This is a genomic window from Actinoplanes sp. NPDC051388, assembly GCF_055586225.1.
In genome coordinates this window covers 398,474-423,419 of record NZ_JBVJIP010000004.1, presented here as the reverse complement: position 1 = coordinate 423,419, position 24,946 = coordinate 398,474, and the positions used below count along the sequence as shown (strand labels likewise).

Annotated in this window: 19 protein-coding genes; 10 read left to right on the top strand and 9 right to left on the bottom strand. The window is 69.3% G+C overall.

Annotated features, from left to right (window positions below; genetic code table 11):
- The first annotated feature begins 62 nt into the window (after positions 1-62).
- On the top strand, positions 63-4,940 hold the full coding sequence (locus ACZ6TI_RS13680; RefSeq protein ID WP_465345350.1) for a diguanylate cyclase: 4,878 nt from the start codon (positions 63-65) through the stop codon (positions 4,938-4,940).
- Between the two features lie 124 nt (positions 4,941-5,064).
- On the opposite strand, the gene ACZ6TI_RS13675 is transcribed toward ACZ6TI_RS13680, so the two are convergent.
- Positions 5,065-6,639 (bottom strand): carbohydrate-binding protein, encoded by a 1,575-nt coding sequence (locus tag ACZ6TI_RS13675; protein ID WP_465345349.1) that lies wholly within the window; start codon positions 6,637-6,639, stop codon positions 5,065-5,067.
- A gap of 325 nt (positions 6,640-6,964) precedes the next feature.
- Here ACZ6TI_RS13675 and ACZ6TI_RS13670 point away from each other — a divergent pair, with 325 nt between their 5' ends.
- Together ACZ6TI_RS13670 and ACZ6TI_RS13665 are read left to right on the top strand one after the other, a co-directional pair.
- Positions 6,965-7,819 (top strand): helix-turn-helix domain-containing protein, encoded by an 855-nt coding sequence (locus ACZ6TI_RS13670; RefSeq protein WP_465345348.1) that lies wholly within the window; start codon positions 6,965-6,967, stop codon positions 7,817-7,819.
- A 185-nt stretch (positions 7,820-8,004) separates the two neighbouring features.
- Positions 8,005-8,949: an NADP-dependent oxidoreductase gene (locus ACZ6TI_RS13665; protein ID WP_465345347.1), complete on the top strand. Its 945-nt coding sequence runs from the start codon at positions 8,005-8,007 to the stop codon at positions 8,947-8,949.
- A 172-nt stretch (positions 8,950-9,121) separates the two neighbouring features.
- Here ACZ6TI_RS13665 and ACZ6TI_RS13660 read toward each other — a convergent pair whose 3' ends face one another.
- The gene (locus tag ACZ6TI_RS13660; protein ID WP_465345346.1) at positions 9,122-9,817 is read right to left on the bottom strand and encodes a hypothetical protein; all 696 of its coding nucleotides are present in this window, start codon (positions 9,815-9,817) and stop codon (positions 9,122-9,124) included.
- Between the two features lie 224 nt (positions 9,818-10,041).
- On the opposite strand from ACZ6TI_RS13660, the gene ACZ6TI_RS13655 reads away from it, so the two are divergent.
- Both ACZ6TI_RS13655 and ACZ6TI_RS13650 read left to right on the top strand, forming a co-directional pair.
- Entirely contained in the window at positions 10,042-10,656 is a 615-nt protein-coding gene (locus ACZ6TI_RS13655) for a TetR/AcrR family transcriptional regulator (RefSeq protein ID WP_465345345.1), read from the top strand.
- Between the two features lie 128 nt (positions 10,657-10,784).
- Positions 10,785-11,189, top strand: coding sequence for an NUDIX domain-containing protein (locus ACZ6TI_RS13650; RefSeq protein ID WP_465345344.1), 405 nt, complete (start codon positions 10,785-10,787; stop codon positions 11,187-11,189).
- A 53-nt stretch (positions 11,190-11,242) separates the two neighbouring features.
- On the opposite strand, the gene ACZ6TI_RS13645 is transcribed toward ACZ6TI_RS13650, so the two are convergent.
- Together ACZ6TI_RS13645 and ACZ6TI_RS13640 are read right to left on the bottom strand one after the other, a co-directional pair.
- A complete protein-coding gene (locus ACZ6TI_RS13645; protein ID WP_465345343.1) occupies positions 11,243-12,346 on the bottom strand; it encodes a hypothetical protein in 1,104 nt (367 codons plus the stop codon).
- 476 nt (positions 12,347-12,822) lie between these two features.
- Positions 12,823-13,389 (bottom strand): TetR/AcrR family transcriptional regulator, encoded by a 567-nt coding sequence (locus tag ACZ6TI_RS13640; RefSeq protein ID WP_465345342.1) that lies wholly within the window; start codon positions 13,387-13,389, stop codon positions 12,823-12,825.
- Between the two features lie 102 nt (positions 13,390-13,491).
- On the opposite strand from ACZ6TI_RS13640, the gene ACZ6TI_RS13635 reads away from it, so the two are divergent.
- Positions 13,492-14,568 carry a saccharopine dehydrogenase family protein gene (locus tag ACZ6TI_RS13635; protein ID WP_465345341.1) on the top strand — a complete coding sequence of 359 codons (1,077 nt, stop codon included), beginning with the start codon at positions 13,492-13,494 and terminating at the stop codon, positions 14,566-14,568.
- A gap of 377 nt (positions 14,569-14,945) precedes the next feature.
- Here ACZ6TI_RS13635 and ACZ6TI_RS13630 read toward each other — a convergent pair whose 3' ends face one another.
- On the bottom strand, positions 14,946-15,734 hold the full coding sequence (locus tag ACZ6TI_RS13630; protein ID WP_465345456.1) for a DUF427 domain-containing protein: 789 nt from the start codon (positions 15,732-15,734) through the stop codon (positions 14,946-14,948).
- Positions 15,735-16,087: 353 nt separating this feature from the next.
- Between ACZ6TI_RS13630 and ACZ6TI_RS13625 the strand changes: the two genes are divergently transcribed.
- Positions 16,088-16,606, top strand: coding sequence for a monooxygenase family protein (locus ACZ6TI_RS13625; RefSeq protein WP_465345340.1), 519 nt, complete (start codon positions 16,088-16,090; stop codon positions 16,604-16,606).
- Positions 16,607-16,728: 122 nt separating this feature from the next.
- Here ACZ6TI_RS13625 and ACZ6TI_RS13620 read toward each other — a convergent pair whose 3' ends face one another.
- Positions 16,729-18,714: a methyl-accepting chemotaxis protein gene (locus tag ACZ6TI_RS13620; protein ID WP_465345339.1), complete on the bottom strand. Its 1,986-nt coding sequence runs from the start codon at positions 18,712-18,714 to the stop codon at positions 16,729-16,731.
- A gap of 297 nt (positions 18,715-19,011) precedes the next feature.
- A complete protein-coding gene (locus ACZ6TI_RS13615) occupies positions 19,012-19,680 on the bottom strand; it encodes a hypothetical protein (protein WP_465345338.1) in 669 nt (222 codons plus the stop codon).
- Positions 19,681-20,108: 428 nt separating this feature from the next.
- On the opposite strand from ACZ6TI_RS13615, the gene ACZ6TI_RS13610 reads away from it, so the two are divergent.
- The 3 genes from ACZ6TI_RS13610 (at position 20,109) to ACZ6TI_RS13600 (ending at position 23,046) form a co-directional block, all read left to right on the top strand.
- Positions 20,109-21,065, top strand: coding sequence for an ABC transporter ATP-binding protein (locus tag ACZ6TI_RS13610; RefSeq protein ID WP_465345455.1), 957 nt, complete (start codon positions 20,109-20,111; stop codon positions 21,063-21,065).
- Positions 21,062-21,928, top strand: a complete 867-nt coding sequence (locus tag ACZ6TI_RS13605; protein ID WP_465345337.1) for an ABC transporter permease — start codon at positions 21,062-21,064, stop codon at positions 21,926-21,928. Before ACZ6TI_RS13610 ends, ACZ6TI_RS13605 begins: the two co-directional genes overlap by 4 nt.
- Before the next feature lie 173 nt (positions 21,929-22,101).
- Positions 22,102-23,046 carry an aminoglycoside phosphotransferase family protein gene (locus ACZ6TI_RS13600; protein WP_465345336.1) on the top strand — a complete coding sequence of 315 codons (945 nt, stop codon included), beginning with the start codon at positions 22,102-22,104 and terminating at the stop codon, positions 23,044-23,046.
- A gap of 95 nt (positions 23,047-23,141) precedes the next feature.
- Here the strand turns inward: ACZ6TI_RS13600 and ACZ6TI_RS13595 are convergent, their stop codons facing one another.
- Complete coding sequence (locus ACZ6TI_RS13595; RefSeq protein WP_465345335.1) at positions 23,142-24,323, bottom strand: hypothetical protein; 1,182 nt, start codon at positions 24,321-24,323, stop codon at positions 23,142-23,144.
- Positions 24,310-24,843, bottom strand: coding sequence for a SigE family RNA polymerase sigma factor (locus tag ACZ6TI_RS13590; RefSeq protein WP_465345334.1), 534 nt, complete (start codon positions 24,841-24,843; stop codon positions 24,310-24,312). The genes ACZ6TI_RS13595 and ACZ6TI_RS13590 overlap by 14 nt, the downstream gene beginning before the upstream one ends.
- Between the last annotated feature and the right edge of the window lie 103 nt (positions 24,844-24,946).

Sequence of the window (24,946 nt, the reverse complement as noted above, 5' to 3'; positions counted from 1 at the left end):
CGTTCTTCGGGCTGGAAGCGGGTCGGCTCAGCCGAACCGCCCACCCGGCCGAACAGTTCCTTGTGAGCGCCATCGAGGAAGTGCTGCACGACAGCAAGCGCACCAGGGTCGTCCGGATTCATCCCGCCGACGGCTCCGCCCCGATCATCCGTAAGGAGCCCCTCGGGCTCGGCGCGGCCGGACGGCTCCGCAACGAGCTGGCGATGCTGCGCCGTCTCGACGGGATCGACGGCATTCCGCGGTTGGTTCCGGAGGCGCCGGACGGCACGCTCGCCTACGCCGACACGCCGGTCGGGCCGCTGGCCGCGTTGCCCTTGCCGTGGGACGTGGGACCTTTGCTCCTCCTTGCTCACCGGCTGGCGACCACGCTCGCGGCGGTCCACCGGCAGGGCGTGGTGCACCGCGACGTGAGCCCTGCGAACATCCTGGTCCCGCTGGTGGACGGGCGGCCGGCGCCCGAGGGGCAGCCCATGCTGATCGACTTCGAGCTGTCCACCATGATGGCCGAGGATCGGTTCGCCACGGTTCTCGAGGAGGGACTGGCCGGGACGCTGCCCTATCTGGCGCCCGAACAGACCGGGCGCACTGGCCGGCCGGTCGACCACCGGGCTGATCTCTACGCGCTCGGCGCGACCCTGTACGAGCTCGAGACCGGCCGGCCGCCGTTCGGCCGGGACGCCGATCCGCTGAGCCTGGTGCATGATCATCTTGCCCGCATGCCGGTGCCGCCCGCCGAGCTGAATCCCGACGTTCCGGCTCTGCTGTCCGAGATCACGATGCGACTGCTCGCGAAGGAACCGGATCGGCGGTACCAAAGCGGTGAAGGGCTCGCCTACGACCTCGCCCGGCTGCGCGACGGCGCCGGCGGGTTCCCGCTCGGCGAGCGGGACTTCCCGATGCGGCTGGCACCGCCGACCCGGCTCATCGGCCGCGACGAGCCGCTCGCGACCCTGCGCGCCCTGTTCGCCGAGGTGGTCACCGGCCACCGATGCGTAGCCCTGGTCACCGGTCCGCCCGGGGTCGGCAAGACCGCGCTCATCGCCCGGCTCCGCCCTGCTGCGGCGGCGGCCGGCGGCCGGTTCGTCAGCGGCAAGTTCGACCAGTACCGTCGCGACCTGGGTGCGGACGCCGTCGGGCAGGCGTTCACGGCGCTCGGCGTCCAGTTGCTCGCCGAGCCCGAGGAGGAGGTGGCCCGGCTGCGCGCGCGCCTGCTCGTGGAGCTCGGCGCCACCGCCGGGCTGGCCGCCGCTCTGTTCCCGCCGTTCGCGGCGCTGCTGGGCGTGCCGGCCGAGGAGGAAACCGACGACACTCGGACGGTTGGGGCCCGGATTCGCCAGATGGGCCTGGGCCTGCTGCGGGCCATCGCGAGCAGCACGCATCCGGTCGTGTTCTTCCTCGACGACCTGCAGTGGGCCGCGCCGACCGCATTCGGCTTCCTCGATGCCGTGCTCGACGAGCCCGATCTGCCCGGCGTGCTGGTGCTCGGCGCGTTCCGCGAGGCGGAGGTGGACGAGGCGCACCCGCTCACGCCCATCCACAACAGGCTCCGGCAGGCCGGCCGGGAGATTCGGCTGGACAACCTCCTGCCGGGCGACCTCGGCGAGCTGCTCGCCGAGATGTTGCGGCTGCCCGGCCCCGAGGCGGCGCCGCTGGCCGAGCTGTTGGCGGCCCGCACCGCGGGGAACCCGTTCGACACGGTCGAGCTGGTCAACGCCCTGCGTCGGGAGGGCGCCCTGGTGCCCGACGGGGAGGGCTGGCGGTGGGATCCGGGAACGCTGCGCCGGTTCGTGGGCCGCGGCGACGTGGTCGACCTGCTCAGCAGCCGGATCGAGCAGCTGCCGCCGGCGAGCCGCGAGCTGCTCGAGGTGATGGCCTGCCTCGGCGGCGAGGTCGAGGTCGAGCTGCTGCGGATGGCGTCCGGTCTGCCGGCCGGTGCTGTCGGCCTCGGCCTGCTGCCAGCGGCCGAGGACGGCCTGGTGGTGGTGAGCCGGGAGGGGATCCCGGTGGTGAGCTTCCGGCACGACCGGGTGCAGCAGGCCGCGTACGGGCGGCTGAGCGCGTCCGCCCGGGCACGGCTCGGCCTCGATGTCGCCCGCCGACTCGCGGCCGATCCGCGGTACGCGGCGGCGGCCGCCCAGCAGTACCTGCCGGCCCTGGACCTGCTCACCGACGTGGCCGAGCGGCACACCGTTGCCGGCCTGCTGCGCAGCGCCGCCACCACCGCCCGGATGGTCAGCAACCACGTCGCCGCCGAGACGTTCCTCGCCGCGGCTCTCGACCTCCTCGACCCCTCCGACGACAACTACCGTGCCGTCCAGGCGGAGTGGCACGTCGCGCTGTGCGGACTCGGCCGGTTCGCCGAGGCCGACGTCGTATTCGAGGTGCTGGAGGCGGCCGGACAGGATCCGGTGCGGCACGCCGGAACGGTCTGCGCGCAGATCGTCGGTTACACCAACCGCGGGATGGTCGTGGAGGCGGTCCGCCTCGGGCTCGACCTGCTCCCGCGGCTCGGCGTGCCGGTGCCGGCGCCCGCCGAGATGGGCGCGGAGATCGGCGCGGGCGTGGAGACGCTGTACGCGTGGCTGGCCGACGGCGACGCCGAGGACGACCTGCGCCGGCCCGACTTCACCGACCCCCGCCTGCTCGCCGTCGCCCGGGTGATCAACCGGCTGATGCCGCCCGCGTTCTTCTCCGACAAGGTGACGTTCGCCTGGCTGGTGATGAGGGCGGGCGAGGTGTGGATCCGGCACGGCGCCGCGGCCGAACTGGTCGGGCCGTTCGCCCACGTCAGCTTCGTCACGATCCCGGTGCGCGGCGACTACGCGGCGGGATACCAGGCCACGCGCCGGGTGATCGCGGTCAGCGAGGCCCGCGGGTACGAGCCGGACACGTCGCAGGCGAAGTTCCTGCACGCCCTCAGCACGATCGCGTGGTTCGAGCCTGTCGAGCACGGCGTGCGCCTGGGGCGCGAGGCTCACGACGGGCTGCTGCGCGGCGGCGACCTCCAGAACGCGGCTTCCACCTACTACGTGACGCTGCCCCACCTGGTCGACTGCGGTCCCGACCTGGACGTGCTCGACGCCGAGGTGGACGCGGCCCTGGCACTGTGCGATCGGATCGGCTACGACCACGCCGGCGCGGCCTTCGTCTCCTACCGTCAGCTGTGTCGGGCCCTGCGCGGCGAGACCGCCGGCCCGGGCCGGTTCACCGACGACACCTTCGACGAGGAGTCCCACCTTGAGGCGGCGGCCGCGAACCCGACCGCGCTGGTGAACTTCCACATCGTGCGGGCTTTGGCCGCGGCGGTCTTCGGCGACGACTCGGCACTCGCCCGCCACGCGGCGGCGGCGGTGCCGCTGCTGCCGGTCATCACCGCGACCTACGGCAACGCGACGGCGCACATCCTGGCTGTGCTCGGGGCCGCCCACCGGGCCCGCACGGCGAGCGGCGCCGAGCGGGAGGCCGCGATCGCCGACCTTCGCACGAGCCGGGACTTCCTGGCCGCCAGGGCGGCCGATCAGCCCGGAAACTTCCGGCATCTGCTGCGTCTCGCCTCGGCCGAGGACGCGGTGCTGGCCGGGGACTTCGCCGCCGCGGCGGCCGCCTACGACGCCGCCGTGGCGGACGCCTCGGTGGCCCGCCGTGCCTGGCACGCCGGCCTGATCTGTGAGCGGGCCGCGAGCTTCTTCCATGGCGTTGGCATGGAGCACACGGGCGATCGGCTGTTATCGGATGCGTGGGGTGCGTACGCCCGATGGGGCGCGATCGGTAAGACCCGCCAGCTGGAGCGCGACAACGGATTCCTGGCAGCGGCGCCCGCCCGGACCGGCGACCCCGGAGCGCTGACCACGTCGAGCAGTCTCAACGTCTCCACGGGGGTGATCGACCTGCTCGCCGTGCTGGAGGCCGCCCGGGCGCTGAGCTCGGAGACCGACCTCGACCGGCTGCGCCTGCGGGTCGAGCAGGTGCTCAGTGCGATGACCGGCGCCACCGCGGTACGGGTGCTGCTGCGGGACGAGGCGGGCGGCGGGTGGATCCTGCCCGCCGACGCGGTCATCGGCCGTCCCGCGCTCCCCGCGGCCGAGGCTGCCGGCTTGCTGCCGCTCACCGCCGTGCGTTACGCGGAGCGCACCGGCGAGCCGATGCTGGTCGAGGATGCCTCGCGCGACGACCGGGTCGCCCGCGACCCGTACTTCACCGGCCTCGACCACTGCTCGCTCCTCGTCGTCCCGGTGCTGAGCCAGGGCGTACCCAAGGCGATGTTGGTCCTGGAGAACAGGCTGACACGGCAGGCCTTCACCACCGGCCGGTTGGACTCGGTGCTGCTAGTCGCCGGTCAGCTCACCGTCTCGCTCGACAACGCGCTGGTCTACGCCTCGCTGGAGCGCAAGGTCGCCGAGCGCACCGAGGAGCTGGCGGAGGCGAACTCCCGGCTCGAGCAGCTGACTCTGACGGACCCGCTGACCGGCTTGGCCAACCGCCGGCGGCTCACCGAGGCGCTCGAGGCCGAGTGGCTGCGAGCCCTGCGATCCGGCGAGCCGATCGGCCTGGCGATGATCGACATCGACAACTTCAAGATGTACAACGACCGCTACGGCCACCAGGGCGGCGATGAGTGCCTGCGGCGGGTGGCGAGAGCCTTGGCCGCCAGCGTACGCGGCACCGACGTGGTGGCCCGATACGGCGGCGAGGAGTTCTCGATCATCATGCCCGGGACCAACCTCGCAGGCGCCTGTCAGGTCGCCGAACGGGCCCGCCTGGCGGTGGCCGAGCTCCGCGAACCGCACACGCTGTCCGACGGAGGCATCGTAACGATCAGCGCGGGCGTCACCGCGATCGCTCCGGCGACCGGCGCCCAGCCGGACAGCCTGATCAAGATGGCCGACGAGGCCTTGTACGACGCCAAGCGAGCCGGTCGCAACCGCGTCGTCACCACCTGACCCCAGCTGTCGATGCCGAACGACGAGATGCCGCCTCATCCGGCCATCGTGAGTGCTGCAGCGGGTCGGCCGGCGCATCCACACGCAGCGGATGGGCCGGCCGAGGTGCCGCGAGACGGCCTACTTACAGTGTTACCGGCCTGCCGCCGAGGGTGACCACGAGACGGCCGTCCGCCGCGAAGGACCAGGCGAGAGCGCCGCTGTAGGTGGCGCAGCGGGATCCGTTGGAGCCAGCCCAGAATTGGTTCGAGCTGTCGCTGTTGCCGACGATTCTGTCGTTCGAGCCGCTGTCGCATGAGGTGTTGTTACGGAAGACTGAGCTGCCGGCGTCGAAGTTGAAGTTGCGTTCGGTGTTGTTGATGGACAGGTTGTTCGAGATCGTCATCGTGCCGGGGTTGCGGTTGTAGGTGAACCCGTGCTGGCCGTTCCCGAAGGCGATCGTGCGGCGGACGACGTGGTTGACCGCGATGTCCTCACCGCCGAGCTTGAAACCGTTGCGGTCACCGTTGCCGGCCTGACCGCCGTTGCTGAGCGTGCCGTTGTTGTAGGCCAGGGAGTCCTCGATGGTCACCGCACCGATGGCCCCGGTGTCCGACTTGGTGTAGAGGTCGTAGCCGTCGTCGATGTTGTTGTGGGACACGGTGTATCGGAACACGTTGCCGGATCCGACAGTGAGTTTCGGGGCGAAGCCGTCGGCATCCTCGCCGTCGGAATCTGCGTTGTCGTGCGACTCCGCGCTCAGGATGAGGTTGTTGGACGGCCACTGGGCGCTGGGCGCGTCGGCGATCAGCCGCGAGAGCTGCAGGCCACTGTCGCGGTTGAAGCGGGTGATCGTGCGCTCGATGATGTTGTTGCTGCCGCCCAGCAGGATGCCGTTGTCGCCGGCCCGTTCGACGACGATGCCGCGGATGTGCCAGAACGACCCGCCCACGGCGAGCCCGCGGTTGGCCGGGTCCTCGCTCTGTGCGGAGAAGTTCAGCACCGGAGTCTCACCCGGGTAGGCGTACAGGTTCTTGCGGGCGCTGGAGGTGCCGTTGTTGCCCTGCGCGACAGTGACGGTCTGCGAGTACCGGTACGTCCCACCGCGCAGGTAGATCGTGCCGCCGGCGGAGACGCGGGTGATCGCGGAGGTGAGCGTCGTCGGATTCGCCTGCGTGCCGGCGGCGTCGTCGGTGCCGGTCGGCGACACGTACAGCGCGTTGCCCGGCGGGGGAGTGGAGGGCGGTGGTGTGTCGCCCGTCGTCAGGTCGATGTAGTCGATGTTCGCCAGGCCTGCCGAACTGGTGGGGCTGAGCCGGACCGTGTTGTTGCCCGCATTCACGTTGACGGTCAACGTCTTGGTCGCCCAGGTGTTCCAGGCGCTGGTGCCTTCGAACGGCACCGACTGTACGGTCGTGCCGTTGACGATCAGGTCCGCGGGGCGGCTGCTGCCAGTTCCGTTGGCGAAACGCACCGCCAGCGTTGCGGCACCGGCCGCCGGGGCGGCCACGGTGAACAGGGCGTAGCCGCCCGTCGCGTTGTCGCCGTTACAGAAACCAGAACCGGAGAACCCGGAATGGTTGCTGTCGATCGTACCGGTGCAGACCGCCGGTGAGGCTTCCGCCTCGTAGTGCGCGGTCGCGCCGAACGCTGAACCGGCAGCCCACACGCCGACCACCCCCGCTATCACGGAGGCGGCGACAACAGCTTTGAATCTCATGGTCTTTCTCCCAGGTTGTGAGCGTGACGCACGTGGTTTACTCCGCTGCTCTGACGCTGCATGCGGTCGCGTGTTCCCGCGTCCCTTGGGCCCGTTCAGGAACCGAAACATCGATGTGACACAGCCTAAGGAAAGCGCTTTCCAGGCTCAATAGATGGAGTTTGCAGGTTTGTTGCAGGCGTTCGGTCCGGCCCAATTGTGATCGACTTCAGTCAATACGACTGTATGTGGAGAAGACGCCATAACGCCGGTCGGCCGGCCGTGGCACTGCACGCCAAGGCCGCCACTAGCTGCTATGTCTGGACTGTCCAGGCACACTTGGGCCGTGGAACGTCACGAGTTCGGCGCCGCGGTGCGCCAGTTGCGGCTGAGCACAGCCCCTGTTGCTGTCGGGCTACCGGTCGGCCGTCGGCGGGTGCAAGGGTTACGGCGGGAGGAGCTCGGCGAGCTCGCGGGAATGTCTGCGGACTACGTACGCCGGTTGGAGCAGGGGCGCAGCCATCCCTCGGCCGGGGTGGTGAACGCCATCGCCCGCGCGTTACGGATCGGGCGGGCTGAGTACGAGCGGCTCTGCGCGCTGGCCGGGTACGCCGCCGTGGACGGGCAGGTGCCGAACGAAGTCGGTCCGGGTGCGACGCGGCTGCTGGAGCGGTTCGCGGACACTCCGATGTTCGTCTCCGACGCGGCGATGAATTTGATCGCCGTGAACAGTGCGTTCATGGCCCTGGGGCATTGGGTTCCCACCGGGGACCCGTGGGAGTGGAACATCGCCTGGCGTAGCTTCTGCGATCCGTTCAGTCGTTTCCAGCAGTCCGCGGCTGACGCAACCGATCATCAGGCGATCCTCGTTGCCCGCCTGAAGAGCGCGCTGTTGCGTTATCCCGCCGACGCGTCGCTTGCCGCGCTGGTGGACGAGATGCGGAGCCGAAGCCGCCTGTTCGACACCTTGTGGCGCACGCCGCGACCGGTGGCGGCCTACGAGAGTAGTGCCACGTTCATTCATCCGGAGGGCGGCTCCGTCACGCTCGTCGGCAGCCTGCTCGCCATCCCGGGCGACGATCTGGCCGCTCTGGTGCTCACCGCGGCGCCGGGCTCGGCCGATGCGGCGCGTCTCGCTGAGATCGTCGGCGACGCCGGGGAGCCGACCATCATCAAGGTGGGCCAGCCCGGCCCAGGCTAACCGCGCCGGATCCTGCGAAGTTTAGTGACGTCTCCAGCCACCGCGGACCCAGTGGCAGCCTCCGGGCGGCCCTGGTGACGCCGGGGCTGGACGCCTTCGCAACTCGAAGCAATGCCGCAACCTCTGCGTCGGTATTGCTTCAAGTTCGGAGCACATCGACGGCGCAAACGGAAGCAGGTGCAGCAATGAAGGCAGTGCGTTTTCACGAGTTCGGCGGTCCCGAGGTCCTGCGCTACGAAGACGTCGCGCAGCCCGTCCCCGGCGCCGGCCAGGTCCGGATCCGCGTCGCCGCGACGTCGTTCAACGGCGTCGACGGCAACATCCGCGCGGGATACATGCAGGGCCCGATCCCGGTCGAGCTGCCACACAGTCCCGGCATCGACGTCGCCGGCACGGTCGACGCGCTCGGTGACGGCGTGGACGACGTCGCGGTCGGCGACCGGGTGATCGGCTTCCTGCCGATGACCGGGGCCGGGGCGGCCGCGGAGTATGTGATCGCGCCGGCGGAGATCCTGACGGGGGCACCCAAGAACATCCCGTTGGCCGACTCGGCGGCGTTGCCGCTGGTAGGCCTGACCGCGTGGCAGGCGCTGTTCGACCACGGCAACCTGACCGCCGGTCAGCGGGTGCTGATCAACGGCGCCGGCGGAGCGGTCGGCGGATACGCCGTGCAGCTGGCCAAGGAGGTCCGTGCCCATGTGATCGCCACGGCCGGCCCACGCAGCGCCGAGCGTGTCAAAGCCGCGGGCGCCGACGAGGTGATCGACCACGCCACCACCGACGTGACCGCGGCGGTGATCGAGCCGGTCGACCTGGTACTCAACCTCGCACCGGTCACTCCGGAACAGCTGGCCGCGCTGGTCACGCTGATCCGTGACGGCGGCACCCTCGTCAATACCACGGTCTGGATGCCGGCCCCTTCCGACGAGGAGCGCGGTGTGCGCGGTATCGACCTGTTCGTCCGCAGCGACGCCGACCAACTCGCCGACCTGGCCGCTCGGGTCAGCACCGGTGAGCTGCGCGTCGAGGTCGCCCAGCGGGTCCCTCTCGCGGAGCTGCCGGCCGTGCACGCCCAGGCCGCCGCGGGCGAGCTGCCCGGCAAAACCGTCATCGTCGCTCCCACCGCCTGATCCGAAACAGCGAGGGCGGCGCGGTCGCCTGGGCGCTGCTGACCGACGGCGAATTCACCGTACGGGTGGTGACCCGCGACGCCGCGTCGCCCAAGGCGCGATCTCTGGCCCGCCTCGAGCCCCATCACCGACGAGGGCAGCCGGCGCGACCTCGGCGCCGCCCTCATCTCGGTCACGACCGGACGAGGCGCACGCCGGTCGCGAGCAGCCAGACGAGCCAGGTGGCGAACCCTAGGAGCCCGACGAAGATCAGCGCCGAGCCGTCGGCGATCGCGAGGTTGCCGAGCCCCGCGGCGAGGAGCAGGCTCCCGCCCACCAGGCCCAGCAGGCGCTGCCAAGTCGGAGTCAGCCCGCTCGCGTGCGTGGCGAGGGCCGCGCCGAGGAAGGTGGTGCCGAGCATCGGCAGCGCCAGCGCGAACGCTGCCGCGTGAACCTGCCAGACGAGCTCGAACGCGGGCGTCGGCTCGGCGAGCCCGCCGGCGGAGAGCGCGAGCCCGATCTGCAGGACGTTGACAAGCACGAAGATGGCCGACAGCGTCGCGCCGGCGGCCAAGGCGAGGCGTGACCAGTCAGCGCCCGCTCCGCCGCGCCGCTCCACGAGGCCGTGCAGGCCCGTCACGAACACGAGCAGCAGCGGCAGGTACAGGGCCACCTGACCGGACGCGATCGCGACCGAGTCGCGGTTGGCCGCGTAGTAGGCCAGCACTTCCTCGATCGGAGCGCCGAAGGCCGGCGCGCCCGTTCCCGCCAACACCGCGTTCTCTATCACCACCGACACCACGAACGCGATCGCCGCGGCGCCGACGAGCCGGCCTCGAACGAACCAACTGCGGGCTGGCGTGGTGGCGGTGTTCTCCGGTGATCTCATCTCTTACTCCTTCGTTCAGTCGGATGGCGGGTTGTCGAGCAGGTGCGGGGTGTTCGTTTGGATGGTCATCGGTTCTCTCCCTGGTTCGTACACTGTACGTCGTACGCTGTACGATGGGCGTACGCTGTACGATTGTCAAGCCGCTTAAGGGAGCGAGGGGACCGGTGTCTGTGAGGAAGCAACGCCGGGTCGCGTCAGACGCGGGGCTTAGCAAGCAGCGGGTGGTGGTCGAGGCGGTCCGGCTCGCCGACGGCGAGGGGGTCGACGGTCTGAGCATGCGACGGCTGGCTGACGCGCTCGGCGTGGGCGCGATGTCGCTCTACCACTACGTGGCGAGCAAGGAGGTGTTGCTGGACGCAATGATCGACGTCGTGTTCGAGGAGATCGAGCTCCCGCCCGAGGACACCGACTGGCAGTCGGCGATGCGACGGCGGTCGGTATCCGCCCGACAGGTTCTCGCTCGCCACCCGTGGGCGATCAGCCTGATGGAGTCGCGGACGTCGCCGGGACCCGCGCACCTCCGCCACCGCGAAGCGGTCACCGCCTGTCTGAGGAGGGCTGGCTTCACGGTTCTGATGGCGACGCACGCCAACTGGTTGCTCGACGTCTATGTCTACGGGTTCGCCTTGCAGGCAGCCAGCCTGCCGTTCGACACCGCCGATGAGTTCGCGGACATGGCCGAGGACGTCTTCCTGCCCCAGCTTCCTCCTGACGAGTTCCCCTACCTCAACGAGTCCGCCGCGGCGCTCGTCGCTGCCGGCTACGACCCGGCAGAGGAGTTCATCTTCGGCCTCGACCTCGTCCTGGCCGCCCTCGAGCCCCTGAGAGCCTCCGCATAGCAACGCTACGGACCGTCGCGCGGCCCGCTGCACCTAGCCGGTGGTGGCAGCGCCCAGCAGCCGGCTCGCGCGTCTTGTCGGCGGCAGTTGCGGACGTTCTGTCGGAGGGTCGTGCCACAATCCCGCCCATGCCCGAGATCGTCACCGCAGCGCTAGTTCGCGAAGGTCAAGTCCTGCTCGTCCACCGAAGTCCGAATCGCCATGTCTACCCGGACGTGTGGGATCTGCCCGGCGGACACATCGACGCCGGCGAGACAGAACTGGTCGCGCTCGCCAGGGAGATGCACGAGGAGCTCGGCGTGCGGATAACAACAGGCTCGGCAATCCACCTGTCTCGGCTGGAGGTCGGCCGCGGAGAGCAGCACGTGCGCCTCAGCGCCTGGCTTGTCGCCGAGTGGGAGGGGGCACCGACAAACGTCGCTCCCGATGAACACGACGAGATTCGCTGGTTCCGGTCTGAGGAGTTGCCGCCGCTCATCCACGAACCCGTACGCACGGCGTTGGTGGAAGCGATGCGGGGCGCCCGCGCCTGAATTTCAAAGCACTGCCCAGCAGTCGATGGTCAACCTGCCGATACTGGGTTCGGTCAGGTGTGTGTGATGGTCTCGGTTGCATCGTTCCAGCGCCAGGGCACGTGGTGCCCGCGTAGGTGCACCCCACCGATCCAACGGTCGATGCCGTTGAGTGTCACGTGGTCCGCCGCGCCGGTGAGCACCCGTGCTCCGGTGTCCGTCAGGCGGAGGCTGGTTTCGTGGTCAACCGGACGGTCCGCCGGGTCGGCATCAAGGAGTGGGACCGGGGCGTGTGACATCCGGTCCATCATGGCGTATGACCAGGTGTCTGCCAGGTACGGGCGGGTTTCTCGCGCGGCGGCGCGGACGAACGCCGGGCCCGCCGCGGCGGCACCGTCGGCGACCGCGGCCAGGATCCGCCGTTCGGTCAGCGACAACCCGTCGCGGGTCGACGGATACTCCCTGCTGAGCCGGTCGAACGCCTCTGCCAGGAAGCGCAACTCACGCGATCGGCTGCCGGCGATGGCGGACAGCCGGTCTGGCGTCGGCGCCCGGAAAGCGGCCCACGCATCGGTAGCGACCTGGAGCGCAGCGGGTGTGAGCTGGGCGCACGCGTTCGTTGCGGGCAGTGCGCGGAGTTGCTCGGCGCTCAGCTCCCCGAGACCGCCGAAGCGGGCGATGCCGGCGTGTTCACCGATGCAGATCAGCGTGATGCGTGGCGCCGGCACGCCGAGGTCGGCAAGGCGAGCGAGGATCTGGATGATCTGGAGCTGGTCGTAGAGATCCGCCTCGAACCACAGCACGTACTCGCCGTCGCGGTTGGCCGCCAGACTCCGGTCGCGCCCGGCGAACATGTCTGGCCCCTCCGCGTGGTCGTCCACGCCCGCCCCGACAAGGAAGGCGGCTCTGATCCGGCGCAATTCCTTGGCGCCCACGGCCGGCACCGGTCCCTCGTGGAGCGAGTCGCGCCAGTACAACACCCGCGACGCGAGCCCGGTCCCGGCCAGATCCGTGCTATCGCCGTTGCTCACGTGCAGAGCTGCGAGCATCGTCTGGTCGGCGGGCACCGGCAGGCCCGGCTGCTCGGCGAGCACCTTGCTGCGGGCGGTCGCGTAGGACTCGCCGGTCTTGGCCATCCGGGCGCGCACGCGCTTCTTGAAATCGGCCTGCTTGGTCATCGTTCGTCTCCCGCGGCCCGTCGCGGATCCCCCAGCGACCGGTGCAGCGGACGCACGATCGACAACAATGACCCGGCCGAGAGGTAGACCTCCCTTTGCCTCCTGGGATGACCCGGCTGGGGCGGATCGCCGAAGGTTGGGCGCGGACGGACGCCTCGGCCAGGCTACCCGCCGGAGCTGAGCCGAGCGTCCTCGCATCGGCTACGTCGGTGAATCCCAAGCGATAGGGCGTCCGCGTCAGTGGGAGGCTTCGTCGGGCCGTGTCGATGAACCGCCTCGTTCCGGGTCGGATCAGTCTGGCGACACTGCGGCGTGATCATGGTCGCGCTTCGTGTCCGGGGTGGCTGCCGCTGTTCAGGGCACCACGGAAGTCCGACGACGGTCGGTGGGGTCGATGTCTGACGGTCTCGAAGCATTTTTCGAGGGCCTCGAGATTGCGAGCACAGTCCGGACCGTGGGGATCACCGGAGACCGCACTACGCATCGAGGGTTGCCCGCAGCGTGGCGAGGGCGGTTTCGATGATGTCGTAGAGCCTGCGGTCGTCGTCGGTCTCGAGCCATGCGGTGACCGACACGTACATCAGGGTCGCCGACGTCTCGGCGAGCAATGCGGCCCGGGTCGGATCGAGGCCGCGGGCGTGGAAACCGTTCCGCATCGCGGTGGCCAGCGCGGCCCGCTTCTGCAGCTCACGCTCGTGCAGGCCGGCGTCGGTCGCGACGATGGCGCGCCACTGCCGGATGGTGTCCTTACGGCCCTCGAACCGAGCCTCGGCGACGGCACGCAGACCCTCCAGGATGATGGCCAGCGGGCTGGTGTCGGCAGGCGCCTCGGCGACGAGCTGTTCGGTGTATGCGGGCAGTTCGGCCTCGTCGGCGAAGAGCACCTCGCGCTTGTCGGCGAAATGCCGGAAGAAGGTGCGCGTCGTCAGGCCTGCCCGCGCGGTGATCGCCGGCACCGTGGTCGCGGCGAAGCCCTGTTCGGCGAAGAGCTCGAGGGCAGCCTGCTGCAGCCGCTCGCGCGCGTTGGGTTGCCATCGTGCCATCCCGGAATTGTACCCACGATGACATGGCATGTCATTGGCGATATAGTCACGACACGGCGTGTCGTCAACGGGATGCTCGCCGCACCAGGGCGGAGCTGTGCCATGACAGACGTGTGGATTCTCGGCGGGACCGGCCGCAGCGCCCGGTCGATCGCCGCCGAACTACAGCACCGGGGCATCCGGCCGGTACTGGTCGGTCGAGACGCCGGCCGGCTCGCGGCCGCGGCGAACGGCTTGCCGATGGTGGTGGCCGGATCCGTCGACGAGACGGCGGACGCGATCCGGCGGGAGCGGCCGGCCGTGGTCGTGAACACGATCGGGCCGTTCACCGACACCGCCACGCCGCTGCTGGACGCGTGTCTGCCGTCAAGCGACTATCTCGACCTGGCCAACGACCTCGCCGCGGTATCGGCGACCCTCGGCCGCGGCGACGCGTTCGCGGCCGCGGGGCGCACCGCTGTCACCGGTGCCGGGTTCGGCGTGACCGCCACGGAGAGCATCGTGGCGAAGCTGTGCGACGGACGGCCGATCCCGCGGCGGGTCCGAGTCGACATGGTGCCGTCGCTGATCGTCGAGGCCGGCGTCGTGGGCGACGCGCTCGCGGGCACCCTCGTGGAGGGCCTGCCAGGGGTCGAGGGCGGCGGGAGGTTCCAGGGCCGGCGGTACCGCGATGGCCGACTCGTGCCCGACAAACTCGCCGGCGACCCGATCCGGCTCGTCCTGCCAGACGGTTCGACCGTCACCACGGCGAGCATGCCCCTCGGCGAGCTGATGGCCGCCCAGCGGGCCAGCGGCGCCGCGGACGTGGTCTCCGCGTCCAGCGAGGCCCCGGCATCGCCGGTCGCACGCGCGATCCTGCCGGCGGCGACCGCGCTGCTTAACATCGGGCCGGTCCGCGCCTTCGCGCGCCGGCGGCTTGCCGCGGTGCGGTTCAAGGCGGCACCGAAGCCGCGCGAGCACTCGTGGGGCCACGCCGTCATCGAGTGGGCGGACGGCAGCACGCGCGAGGGCTGGCTGCGCGTCGGCGAGGCCCAGGCCTGGACGGGTGCGGTGCCGGCCGAGGTGGTTCGCCGGCTGCTCGACGGACAGAGCAGGCCGGGCGCGTACACCCCGGCCGCGCTTTTCGGCCCCACACTGGCCGAGTCCTGCGGCGGCGAGTACCAGATCCTCGGCGCATAACCGCCGACAGTCGCCGCCCGCACCAAAGCCGGGGTGGCCCGGTGTCCACCGGAAACCGGCTCACGGCCGGGTCACGTCGAACTGGTCGCCTGACGGTGATCAGGTGCGCTGTACTCGGCTAAGGAGCGCAAGAGCGAAGCCTGGGGGATTCGAGGCAGTTGCCGTCTCGGGCGTCGTTTAGTTGGTGCTGTCAAGAATCGGTAGACGGCCGAGGACGTCCAGGATCTGGCGCACGACGCCGTGGGCATTGCGAACCTGCATGCTCTTGCCAACCCGATGGGCGGCTGTCATCGAGAAGCCGTCGATGTATCAGCAGCACGGCATCGTTCTCAGCCCGATCGGTGCCCACACACCTCGCGTAGTTGCGCGACCGGGCCCTAGGAGACGCCGAACTCGTCCTTCATAACCTTGGCGACCTCTGAATCGGGCCTTGCCCGTGGCAGGCCGTCGACGGTCACGTCGACAACCTCGTCGAAGAAGGCGACCAGACCGGCGAGCGGCGACGCGTCAGGCAGAGGGTCCGGGTAGGTCCAGGCCAGATTCTCTCCGACCGCGAACGACAGATACGTGGCACGGCCCTTGTACGGACAGGCTGTCACCATGTCGCTGGGCAGAACCTCTGCCTTGACGTCCTCGCGGGGCAGGTAGAACCGTGGGTGCAGCTTCGTCTCGAACACCAGTGTCGGGGTGTGGGACTCAGCGAGTAGCACGCCGTCCCGCTCGATGCGCACGTGCCGGCTGCTGCGCCGCGCGTCGACGCGGGAGAACGGGTCGCGCGGGTGCGAGAACACGGGCTCGTCCTCCTCTGTCCAGTCGAACGCGTCGAAGTCGAACACGACGTGACCGGCGAGGTCCACGTCGTCCGGCCGGAACGCGGCGCGCTCGCGGACGTCGTCTCCGACGCGGACGTCGTATGTCTGCCCGGGTGTCGAGTGCACGGCGAACGGGATACCGGGGTGCAGCACCGGTACGTCGCTCTGCGGGGCCGGCTCGACGGGTACGAGATCGGCTCGGACATCCGAGTCAGGCACAGCGTAGGTGGGCACGATGCGGCGCGGTTCCCACAGCAGCAGCGCGGTACGGCTGTCGACGACCAATTGTCCGCCGAGCCGGGCGCGGACCCATTTGTCCGTCGGCTCGTGCCGCAGCACGCCCAACAGCCTCATCATTTCGTCACCGACGTTCAGACTCATGCCGGCAAGTCTTACCGCTACACCCGCGCTCGGGCGCCTTTCATCAGATTCTCGACATCCCGCAACGACGCATCGACGTGTCGCCGGGCGCCGTCATTGCCGGCGCGGCGTGCGCGGCGCCGCACTCGACGGTGGCGGCGAGCGTGCTGCACACGATGGGCCGATTCGGCGACTTCGGCCTGCTCGGCAATTGGTAAATCATGGGCGGGCTGACCGTCGTGCTGATCCTGGGCTGGGAACTGATCGAGACGGCCGTGCGCATCAAAGTAGATGGTCGGTGCGCGGCCTTACCATCGGAGGATCCCTGACCTGAAGGAGATCCGGCGATGCTGAGCCGCGTCAATCGAGAGACCGTCGACCTGTCGTCCTATCCCGACCTGGTGGTGGTCTATCTGGGTATGCGCGTCAACCGGCTCTACGGCCTGCGTACGCTGATGGCCCGCGGCCCGCGGATCGGCCGGTCGGACGACAAGCCGGAGGGGCTGCTCGCGCACGAGCCGCTCCTCTGGTCGTTGTTCCCCATGCACCTCGGCATCCGCCAGTACTGGCGGGACCTACCCACGCTGCTGGCCTGGGCCCGCTCCGAGCCGCACCGCCTGTGGTGGCGCGACTTCCTGCGCGACAGCGGCGGCACCGGCTTCTGGCACGAGACCTACCTGCTGCGCGGCGGCATGGAGGCGGTCTACGACGACATCCCGCAGCGCCGCGGCTTCGCATCCTTCGCCCCGGTGCACCCGGCCCGCGGCGCGATGTTCGGCTCGGCCGCGCGGGTCGGCCGCCCGGAGGACGACGTCGCCCCGGTCGTCACCGAGGACGACCTCTACACCCCCGGGACCGGGCACTAGTAGGGCTCTGTCATGGTCCTCGTCCTGCGCGCTGGATGCGTTGCGGGAAGCGGGTTTGGCAGGTTGGGCAGGTGCCGATCAGTCGGGCGAGCAGGGCTTGCAGGCGTCGAAGTACGGCGCGGTCACGCTCGCTGGATCGTAAACTCTGCGACCAGCCCGTGCAGGGTGGCTGCCGTCTCGGCGAGCGTGCGGGCCGACTCGGCCGAGTCGGCGGTGACCTCTGTTGTGGCGCCGGCGGCGTCGGCGACGGCTGTCACGCTTCGTGAGATTTCGGCGGTCGTGGCGGTCTGCTCGTCGACCGCTGTGGCGATCGCTGTCGCAATGTCGTTGATCTGCTGGACGATCTCGGCGATCTGTGCGACCGCCGCGGCGGCGGCCGAGGAGCCGGTCTGGATGCTCTCGACCTGGCTGGTGATGGCCGTTGTGGCCTGCGCGGTCTGCTGCGCCAACTCCTTGACCTCCTCGGCGACCACGCCGAAGCCCTTGCCCGCGTCACCGGCGCGGGCAGCTTCGATCGTCGCGTTGAGGGCCAGCAGATTCGTCTGGGAGGCGATCGTCTGAATCAGCCCGACAACGCTGTTGATCTTGTCGCTCGCATCCGACAGGGTGGCTATGACCTCACCGGCGCGGGCGGCGGTGGCCACCGCGTCGACAGCCACCCCGGCCGCATGATTCGTGCTGCGAGAGATCTCGGCGATGCTGGCTATCATCTCCTCGCTGGCTGCCGATACGGAGTCGGCCTTGGCCGCGGTGCCGTGGGAGTTCTCGATGAGCACCGCGTTACCGTCGAGCAGTTGCTTGCTGGAGAGGGACAGTTCCACACCGCAGGCATGGATTTGACTCACCGTCGAGTTGAGGCGGGCGACGGTGTCGCGCATCGCGTTGCCGAGCAGGTCACGGTCGCCGAGCGGCTGGATGTTACGCGTGAGGTCGCCGTGGGCGAGGGCGGAGACCGACTCCGCCGACTCGCGCATGTAGGCGGCAAGACGCCGGAACGAGCCGGCAAGCTGGCCCAATTCGTCGCGGGATGCGTAGTCCACCGTACGGGAGACGTCGCCGGCAGCCATGTTTTCGGCGACGGCGGCCACCTGCCGGAGCGGCCGGGTGATCGAGATGACCACCAGGACCGCCATCCCCAAGGTCAATGCCAGCAGGACCCCGGTCAGGACGATCACCACGATCGCGGTCCGGCTCGCGTCCCGCATGGCCGTGTCGGCCAGCGCCTGGATCGCGCCGGATTGGTAGTCCTCCACGTCTCTGTACAGGTTGATCTTGTTGGTAACGACCTCGAACCAGTCGCCGGCGGCCACACCGAACCCGCCCGCGGCCGCCTTGTCGAGCGCGATCTTCTCCAGGGCCGCGACCTTCGCGAACACTTCAGACGCCTGGATGTCGGACCACCGTTGGAGGACTTCGGGGCTGGCCGCCCGTTCGAACACAATCAGGTATGCCCGCTGCGACGCGATGAGCGATACGACAGTCGCATGCTGGCCCGTTGCGAATCTGTCCGTGGTGAACACCGTCGCGAGCTGGGCTCGCTCCAGCCCGGTGTCCTCCTTGGCGCTCAGCAGCGCGAGGTATGCCTGGAGCTGAATGCCGATCGCGGGGTTGCGGTTCTGCCTGACGGCGACTGCGATCGAGCCGAGCAGAGTACGATTGATCGCCGTGTACCCGGCGATGATCGGCCCCGGAACCTGCAGTGCGGCGGCCCGCGACCGCAGATCGGCCAGGCCGGCCAGCGATCGGCGCAGATCGACGAGGGAAGCCTGGACCACCGCCGGCCCGTCCTCGGTGTGGTCGCTGATGAACGCGCCGAGCTCGGCCAGCCGCGCGTCGGTGGTCACCTGCTGGGCCTTCAGCTCTGGGCCGAACGCGGCACCCTTGGAGCTGATGAACTGGGCGGTCCGGCCACGCTCGCGCTGGGTCTCGTGCAGGAGGTCGGCGATCTCCACCGACAGTCCTGCCAATGTTCCGACGCTGGCCGACTCGGCCGCCAGCCGCTGATTGTCAACGATCAAAGCGGTAGCGAAGCACGCCATCCCTGCGGCGGCCACCAGTAGGCCCGATATGACCTTGGTGCGAATCTTCGCGTTCCGCCACAGTCGCATCCGAACTCCACGGGTTGGATCTTGATAGCGGGTGTCGGCCCGTCCCCACTGAGATCATCCTTCGGCGATGGCGGCTCCGTGCGGGTATTCGCGAGACCGCTCCGAGTCATCGAGATCGACGAACAGGCGCCGGCTCGAACAGAAGCCGGATGACAGCCGAGCCACGGATTCCGTCAAGCGTGATAAGCCGCCGCTTTCAGCGATACCGACGAGGACCGCGCCGCGACACGCCAGATCACGAGACAACCATGCTCAGCAGTCGCTTCCGTCACTCCTGGACCGTCGATAGTGCCGTCGTCAGCGGATAGGCGAATGGTAGGAGCCGCGGGCGGCTGTGTGGCCCCACTGCAGCAGGTCGTCCGCCACGGCCTGCCACTGCGGGGTGGCGGTGATGTCTTGGCCGCCGGCGAGGTGGATCAGCAACCGGTTCCAGACCTGGGAAGTGCGCGGATCCTTCGTGCTGAGCGCGTGGTAAGGATCCACCGGCCGAGGCTTGAGCAGCTCCGTCAGGATCCGCTCGAAGCGGTACCTGACGGACTGCGAGGAGTAGTAGGGCGGCGGTCCCCGCCGCGGTATGCCCGGATAGTAGTCCTCCGGTATGCCGCAGGACCGCATCTCGTCGCCGATGCGTTCCCACGTCGTCTCGGACCACGGTCCGAGGCCAACCGAGTGGAGGAGTATCTGCCGCATCCAGGCGGCGCGCGCCTCGTTGACCGTCGTCGCCAGCGCCCATGCGCGGACCGATGAGCGTGGCGGTATGTGAACGATGGCGTCGGGCGCAACGGCGGATTCCATGCGTACCGGTGACAAGTTCGGCAGGTACGCGCTGTTGTGGGTCGAGACGAACCGAACGTAGGTGAAGTCCGGCAATGCCAGCTGATGCAGCATCCGGCGGCGCGGAAGCGGCCAGTGGCCCGGCGCCACCGTCCACCTGTCGATCCACAATGTGCGTCCGTCGAACCACACACGAGTCCGCCCAGACCGCACCGCCAGTGGTGGGGGCATAGTCCCATCGTGACATGTGGATCCCGGATCGGTCCGGCGGGGACGGCGTACTTGAGCTTCTTGGCCTTGGCGTCCTTGACGAATGCCTTGGAGACGCAGCCGGCCCCTATCCAGACGGCGTACTCGTGGCGCGCGTGGACTTCTTGATGGTGCCGCGGGCCGTCTTGATCTCAAGCGAGAGCTTGACGACGTCGTGGCGCGGAACGAAGAACCCGACCGAGGAGCCGTATCGGCGACCGTCGACACCGGTCGTCGTGTCGACATTAGCGTCGAGCGACAGAAGAACTGGGCCGACGGCATTGGCGGGCGTGGCCACGCCGACCAGGCCGAGTGCGGCGATGAGAGCAACGAAAATCGTCGAGGCTTGGTCCGGCCGCTACAGTCGGCAGATGCGGCCGGCCGAGGGCGAGTCGATCATCGACGTGCGCGATCTGCGGATGCGCTACGGGTCCAACGACGTACTGAAGGGTGTCGACTTCACCGTGCGCAGGGGTGAGGTCATCACTCTGCTCGGGCCTAACGGGGCCGGAAAAACCACGACGATCGAGATACTCGAAGGCTTCCGGCTGCCCTCGGCCGGCGCAGTTGATGTGCTGGGAGTCGATCCGGCGCACGGCGACGAGGACTGGCGAGCGCGCGTCGGTGTGGTGCTCCAGTCGTGGCGCGACCACGCGCGCTGGACTCCACGGAAACTCCTCGCCCACCTGGGGAGCTACTACGTGCCGTACTCCACGTCCCAGCGCACCCGCCCGTACGACGTGGCGGAGCTGATCGCGATGGTTGGGTTGGGTGAGCAGGCGGACCAGAAGGTTCGCACTCTGTCCGGCGGGCAACGTCGCCGCCTCGATGTCGCGATCGGCATCGTCGGGCGGCCCGAGTTGCTGTTTCTCGACGAGCCGACGGCGGGATTCGACCCGCACGCCCGGCGTGAGTTCCACGAGCTGATCCACCGCCTGACCGATCTCGAAGAGACGACGATCCTGCTGACCACGCACGATCTAGACGAGGCGGAGAAACTGGCCGACCGCATCCTGATCCTGGCCGGCGGGCGGATCGTCGCCGACGGCAGCGCCGAGCAACTTGCCCGGCAGGTGGCCGGCGAGGGCGAGGTGCAGTGGAGCCTCAACGGCCGGCACTTCGTGGAATCCACGCCGGATCCCACCACGTTCGTGCGGGAGCTTTTCGCCCGGCACGGCGTTGAGGTCGCTGATCTGATGGTGCGGCGGGCCAGCCTCGAGGACACCTACCTCATGATGGTCCAGCAGCACGAGTCCGGCCGCGCTGACCAGGCGGCGACCGCGTTCGGTACGGCCGAGGCGAAGGTCGACACGGAGGGCGCCCCATGAATCGCACTGGACAGCGCACGCTGCACGCGATCCGCGTGGGCCTCGCCCGCGGCTGGACGGAGTTCGTCCTGAGCATCCGGAGCCCGCAGGATCAGGGCTTCTACCTGTTTGTGGCGGTCGCCGTCGTCGGCTACTTGTTCCTGCGGCGTAACACCCAGGTCGAGGGGACGTCACTGCTCTTGCCCTCGGTGTCGATGCCGAGCATCCTCGGCGGTCTGGTGGCCTTCGGCGTGATCATCGGCCCGGCCTACGCGCTGGCCATGGAGCGTGAGGACGGCACACTCCTGCGCGCCAAAGCAGTGCCTCGCGGCATCCTGGGCTATGTCAGCGGCCAGGTACTCTTCCACTCGCTCGGTCTGTTCCCCTCCCTCCTGACCATCCTGATCCCCAGCTTCCTGCTCTTCGACGACCTGGTCCACCGTGGCGCAGCGGGATGGCTCACGGTCGCCTGGGTGCTCATCCTCGGGCTCCTCGCCACCATGCCGATCGGCATCATCATCGGTTCGCTGGTGCCGAACGTGCAGAAGGTCGGCACCTGGGGCATGCTCCCAATCATGGTGCTCACCGGCATTTCCGGCATCGTCTACCCGATCCAGGCGCTGTGGGGCTGGGTCCAGATCGTGGCCCAACTCTTTCCGGTGTACTGGCTCGGGCTCGGCATGCGCTCCGCGTTCCTGCCGGAATCCGCGGCAACGCTGGAGATCGGCGACTCGTGGCGCACGCTCGAGACGATCGGCGTGCTCAGCGCCTGGGCGATTGCCGGGGTGCTGGTTGCCCCGATCGTGCTGCGCCGGATGGCCCGTCGGCAATCGGGGTCCCAAGTGGAAGCGGCTCGCCAGGAAGCCGTTCAGTGGGTGCGGTAGATCATCGATCCCTGTCCGCGCCCAGCTCTCAGCACCTCATCGTGGGTACCCGCCGGCGACCACCGATATAGGCAACTCGCGGCAGATCCGCGCGGTTGGTCAAGCGCCTGCGGTGCTTCTCGCACGTCGAAAGTCGGTTGCCGTCGATGGGACGGTTGAGGTTGAGTCCGGGGATGGTTCGAGCTCTGCATCCCGACGAGATTCTGGTCGACGTCGAGTTGGTCCGGGCTCTGGTGGGGCGGGCGATGCCTGGGTACGCCGACGCCCCGGTGCGCCGATTGGCGTCCAGCGGCTCGACGAACTCGCTGTTCCGTCTCGGCGAGGAGTTGCTCATACGGTTGCCGCGCCAGCCTGGAGGATCGGCGACCATCTCCAAGGAGGCCACCTGGCTGCCGGTGCTCGGACCGGGATTGCCGGTTTCGGTACCCGACGTGGTTGCCGTGTTCGAACCGGACTGCGACTATCCCGAGCGCTGGTCGGTGGTCCGCTGGATCGACGGTGAACACCCTGAGGTGGTTGATCCGGGGACGTTGGTCGACCCGCGACGGGAAGACCTGGCGATGGATCTTGCCGCTGTGCTGGAAGCCCTGCAACGGGCGGAGGTACCTGCGGACGCCGTCAACGACCCGAACCTGCGGGGATATCGAGGCGAGCCACTGGCGACGATGGATTCGGCGACCCGGGAGAACATCGAGCGTTGCCGGTCGCTGGAAAGCTTCGGGTTCGACCTCGACGCCGCCGAGCGAATCTGGGACGAAGCCATGACGCTGCCTGCAGCCGCGGGGCTTACGACGCCGCGGTGGTACCACGCAGACCTGGCGGCCGAGAATCTGTTGGTGCGGGACGGGAGACTGACGGCGGTCTTGGACTTCGGCGGTCTCTCGGTCGGGGATCCCGCCGTCGACCTTGTGGTGGCCTGGGAGATTCTCGATCCCCCCGCCCGGGAAGTGTTGCGACGGCAGCTTGGCGTCGAGGATGCGACGTGGTTGAAAGGCCGGGCGTGGGCTTTGAGCATCACGCTGATGATCTGGTACTACTGGACGACCATGCCGGACAGGCGGGCCAGCCGCATGGCTGTGGGTCGCAACATTCTCGCCGACGCGGGTTATTCGGTGTAACGCCAACAGCCGCTCAAGTGCTGGGCTCATCACGCCGAGCATCCGTGACCCGGACGGCGGCGCCGCGAGTCGGCGCCGCCGTCCGGACGGCCAGGCTACGGGCGGACGGCCTTGACCGCCGGGGTCCAGGAGCGGTCGTTCGCGACGTCGGCCAGCTTGACCGACTTGGCGATCTTCGTCAGCTCGGCGTCTGGCAGGTCGGTGCGGGAAGGGGTCGAGCTCCTCGACGGCGTGCCGGCACCGCCGGCGGCGATCTCGATCACCACCTTGCCGTCGGCACTCATGACGCTGCACGCGTGCCACTTGAAGCACTGGGTCTTCCCGGCCTCGACCGGTGTGTTGGCCTTCTCGATGGGCAGGACCGTGATCGTGAAGGTGCCGCTAGGCCGTGCCCCCTCACCCTGCTCCCAGGGCTTGGTCAGGCCGGTGGTCGGCCGCGCCTCGCGGCCGTACTCGACGGCACCGTAGACGCCGTCGCGGGCCAGGTAGATGCCGCCCAACCCGATCGACGCGTGCGAGCTGACCTGCACCGCCTGGTAACCGTCGGGCACGTAACCCACGGTGAACGGCAGCGTGGCCAGCCGCCCCGGGCTCTGCTTCAGGCCCGGTACCAGCGTGCCGAGGTCGGCGAAGGAGGGCTCGTCGGCGTCGTTGGACTGCGACGTCACCGTCGCCCAGGCGTTGTCGGCGTACTCCCAGGCGAGCAGCTTGTCGCCGCCCGCGACGGCCGGCGGCTCGGAGTAGACCTGGGTCGTCGCCTGCACCGCCCGATGGCCAGCCACGGTCAGCTCGGTGCCCCTCTCGATGCCCGTGGGGTCGAACGCGCCGGGCCGGTAGACGGTCAGGAAGGCGTTCAGCCTGGGCCGGGACCTGTTGTGAGCCAGGGTGGAGGTGCTGACCTCACCGGAAACCGACTGATCGTTGGTGAACCGGCCATCCATGTAAATCGTGGACATCTGGTACGCGGTGGACACCACGATCGGGTCCTGGACGTGGAGCTTGCCCGCGTCGTACCCGTGGTAGGTCAAGTCGAACGCGGGGACCCGGGCCGTCGCCGCCGCGGTCAGGCCCGGCCCGTCGGCCTGTTCAGCACCCGGGGACGGCAGCGCGAACGCGCCGGCCACGGCCACCGCGACCAGTCCGGCCGCGCCCGCCGAGGCCAGCCCGGCCCGGCGCCGCTGCTCTTTCCGCCGGCCGGCCTTGATGATGTCGTCCGCGCTGTGGGCCAGCGGCGGCTCGTCGGCGGTCACGGTGTCCACGAACTTATGCAGGTGCACTGGTCCACTCCTCGATCGTTTCCCCGGTGAGATTGATGCCATCCACCGCCAGCAGCTCGCGCAGCTTGGCCAGCCCACGCGCGGCCTGGCTCTTGGCGGTGCCGACGGTGCAGCCCAGGACCCCGGCCGTGTCCTCGAGGCTGAGTCCTAGGTAGTGCCGCAGGACCACGGCGGCCCGCTGGCGGGCGGGCACCGCCGCCAGCGCCGACCGCAGGCGCATCCGCTCGGCGATCCCGCTGCTCGCGTCGCTCAGCGCGACGTCCGGCAGGGCGTCGCCCGCCGAGCGTTCCCGCCGCCACGGACGGCGTCTCTCGTCGATCGCAGCCCGGTAGACCATGGTCTTGGCGTACAGGTCGGGCCGGTCCAGCTTGTGCCAGCGCGGATAGAGCTTGACCAGCGTGTTGGCCACGGCGTCCTCCGCCATGTGCCAGTCGCCGCAGGTCAGGTAAGCCAGCTTGCGCAGCGAGGCCATCTGGGAAGTAACGAACTCCCGGAACGCCTGCTCGTCGTGGGCTTTCAATCGGCTGCCTCCTCATGACGGAGGTGGAACGGTGCCGTCCCGCCAAAAGGTTGCACGACCGGGAAAGAAATGATGCTGGGTCTCGTTCGAGACCCGCCAGCAG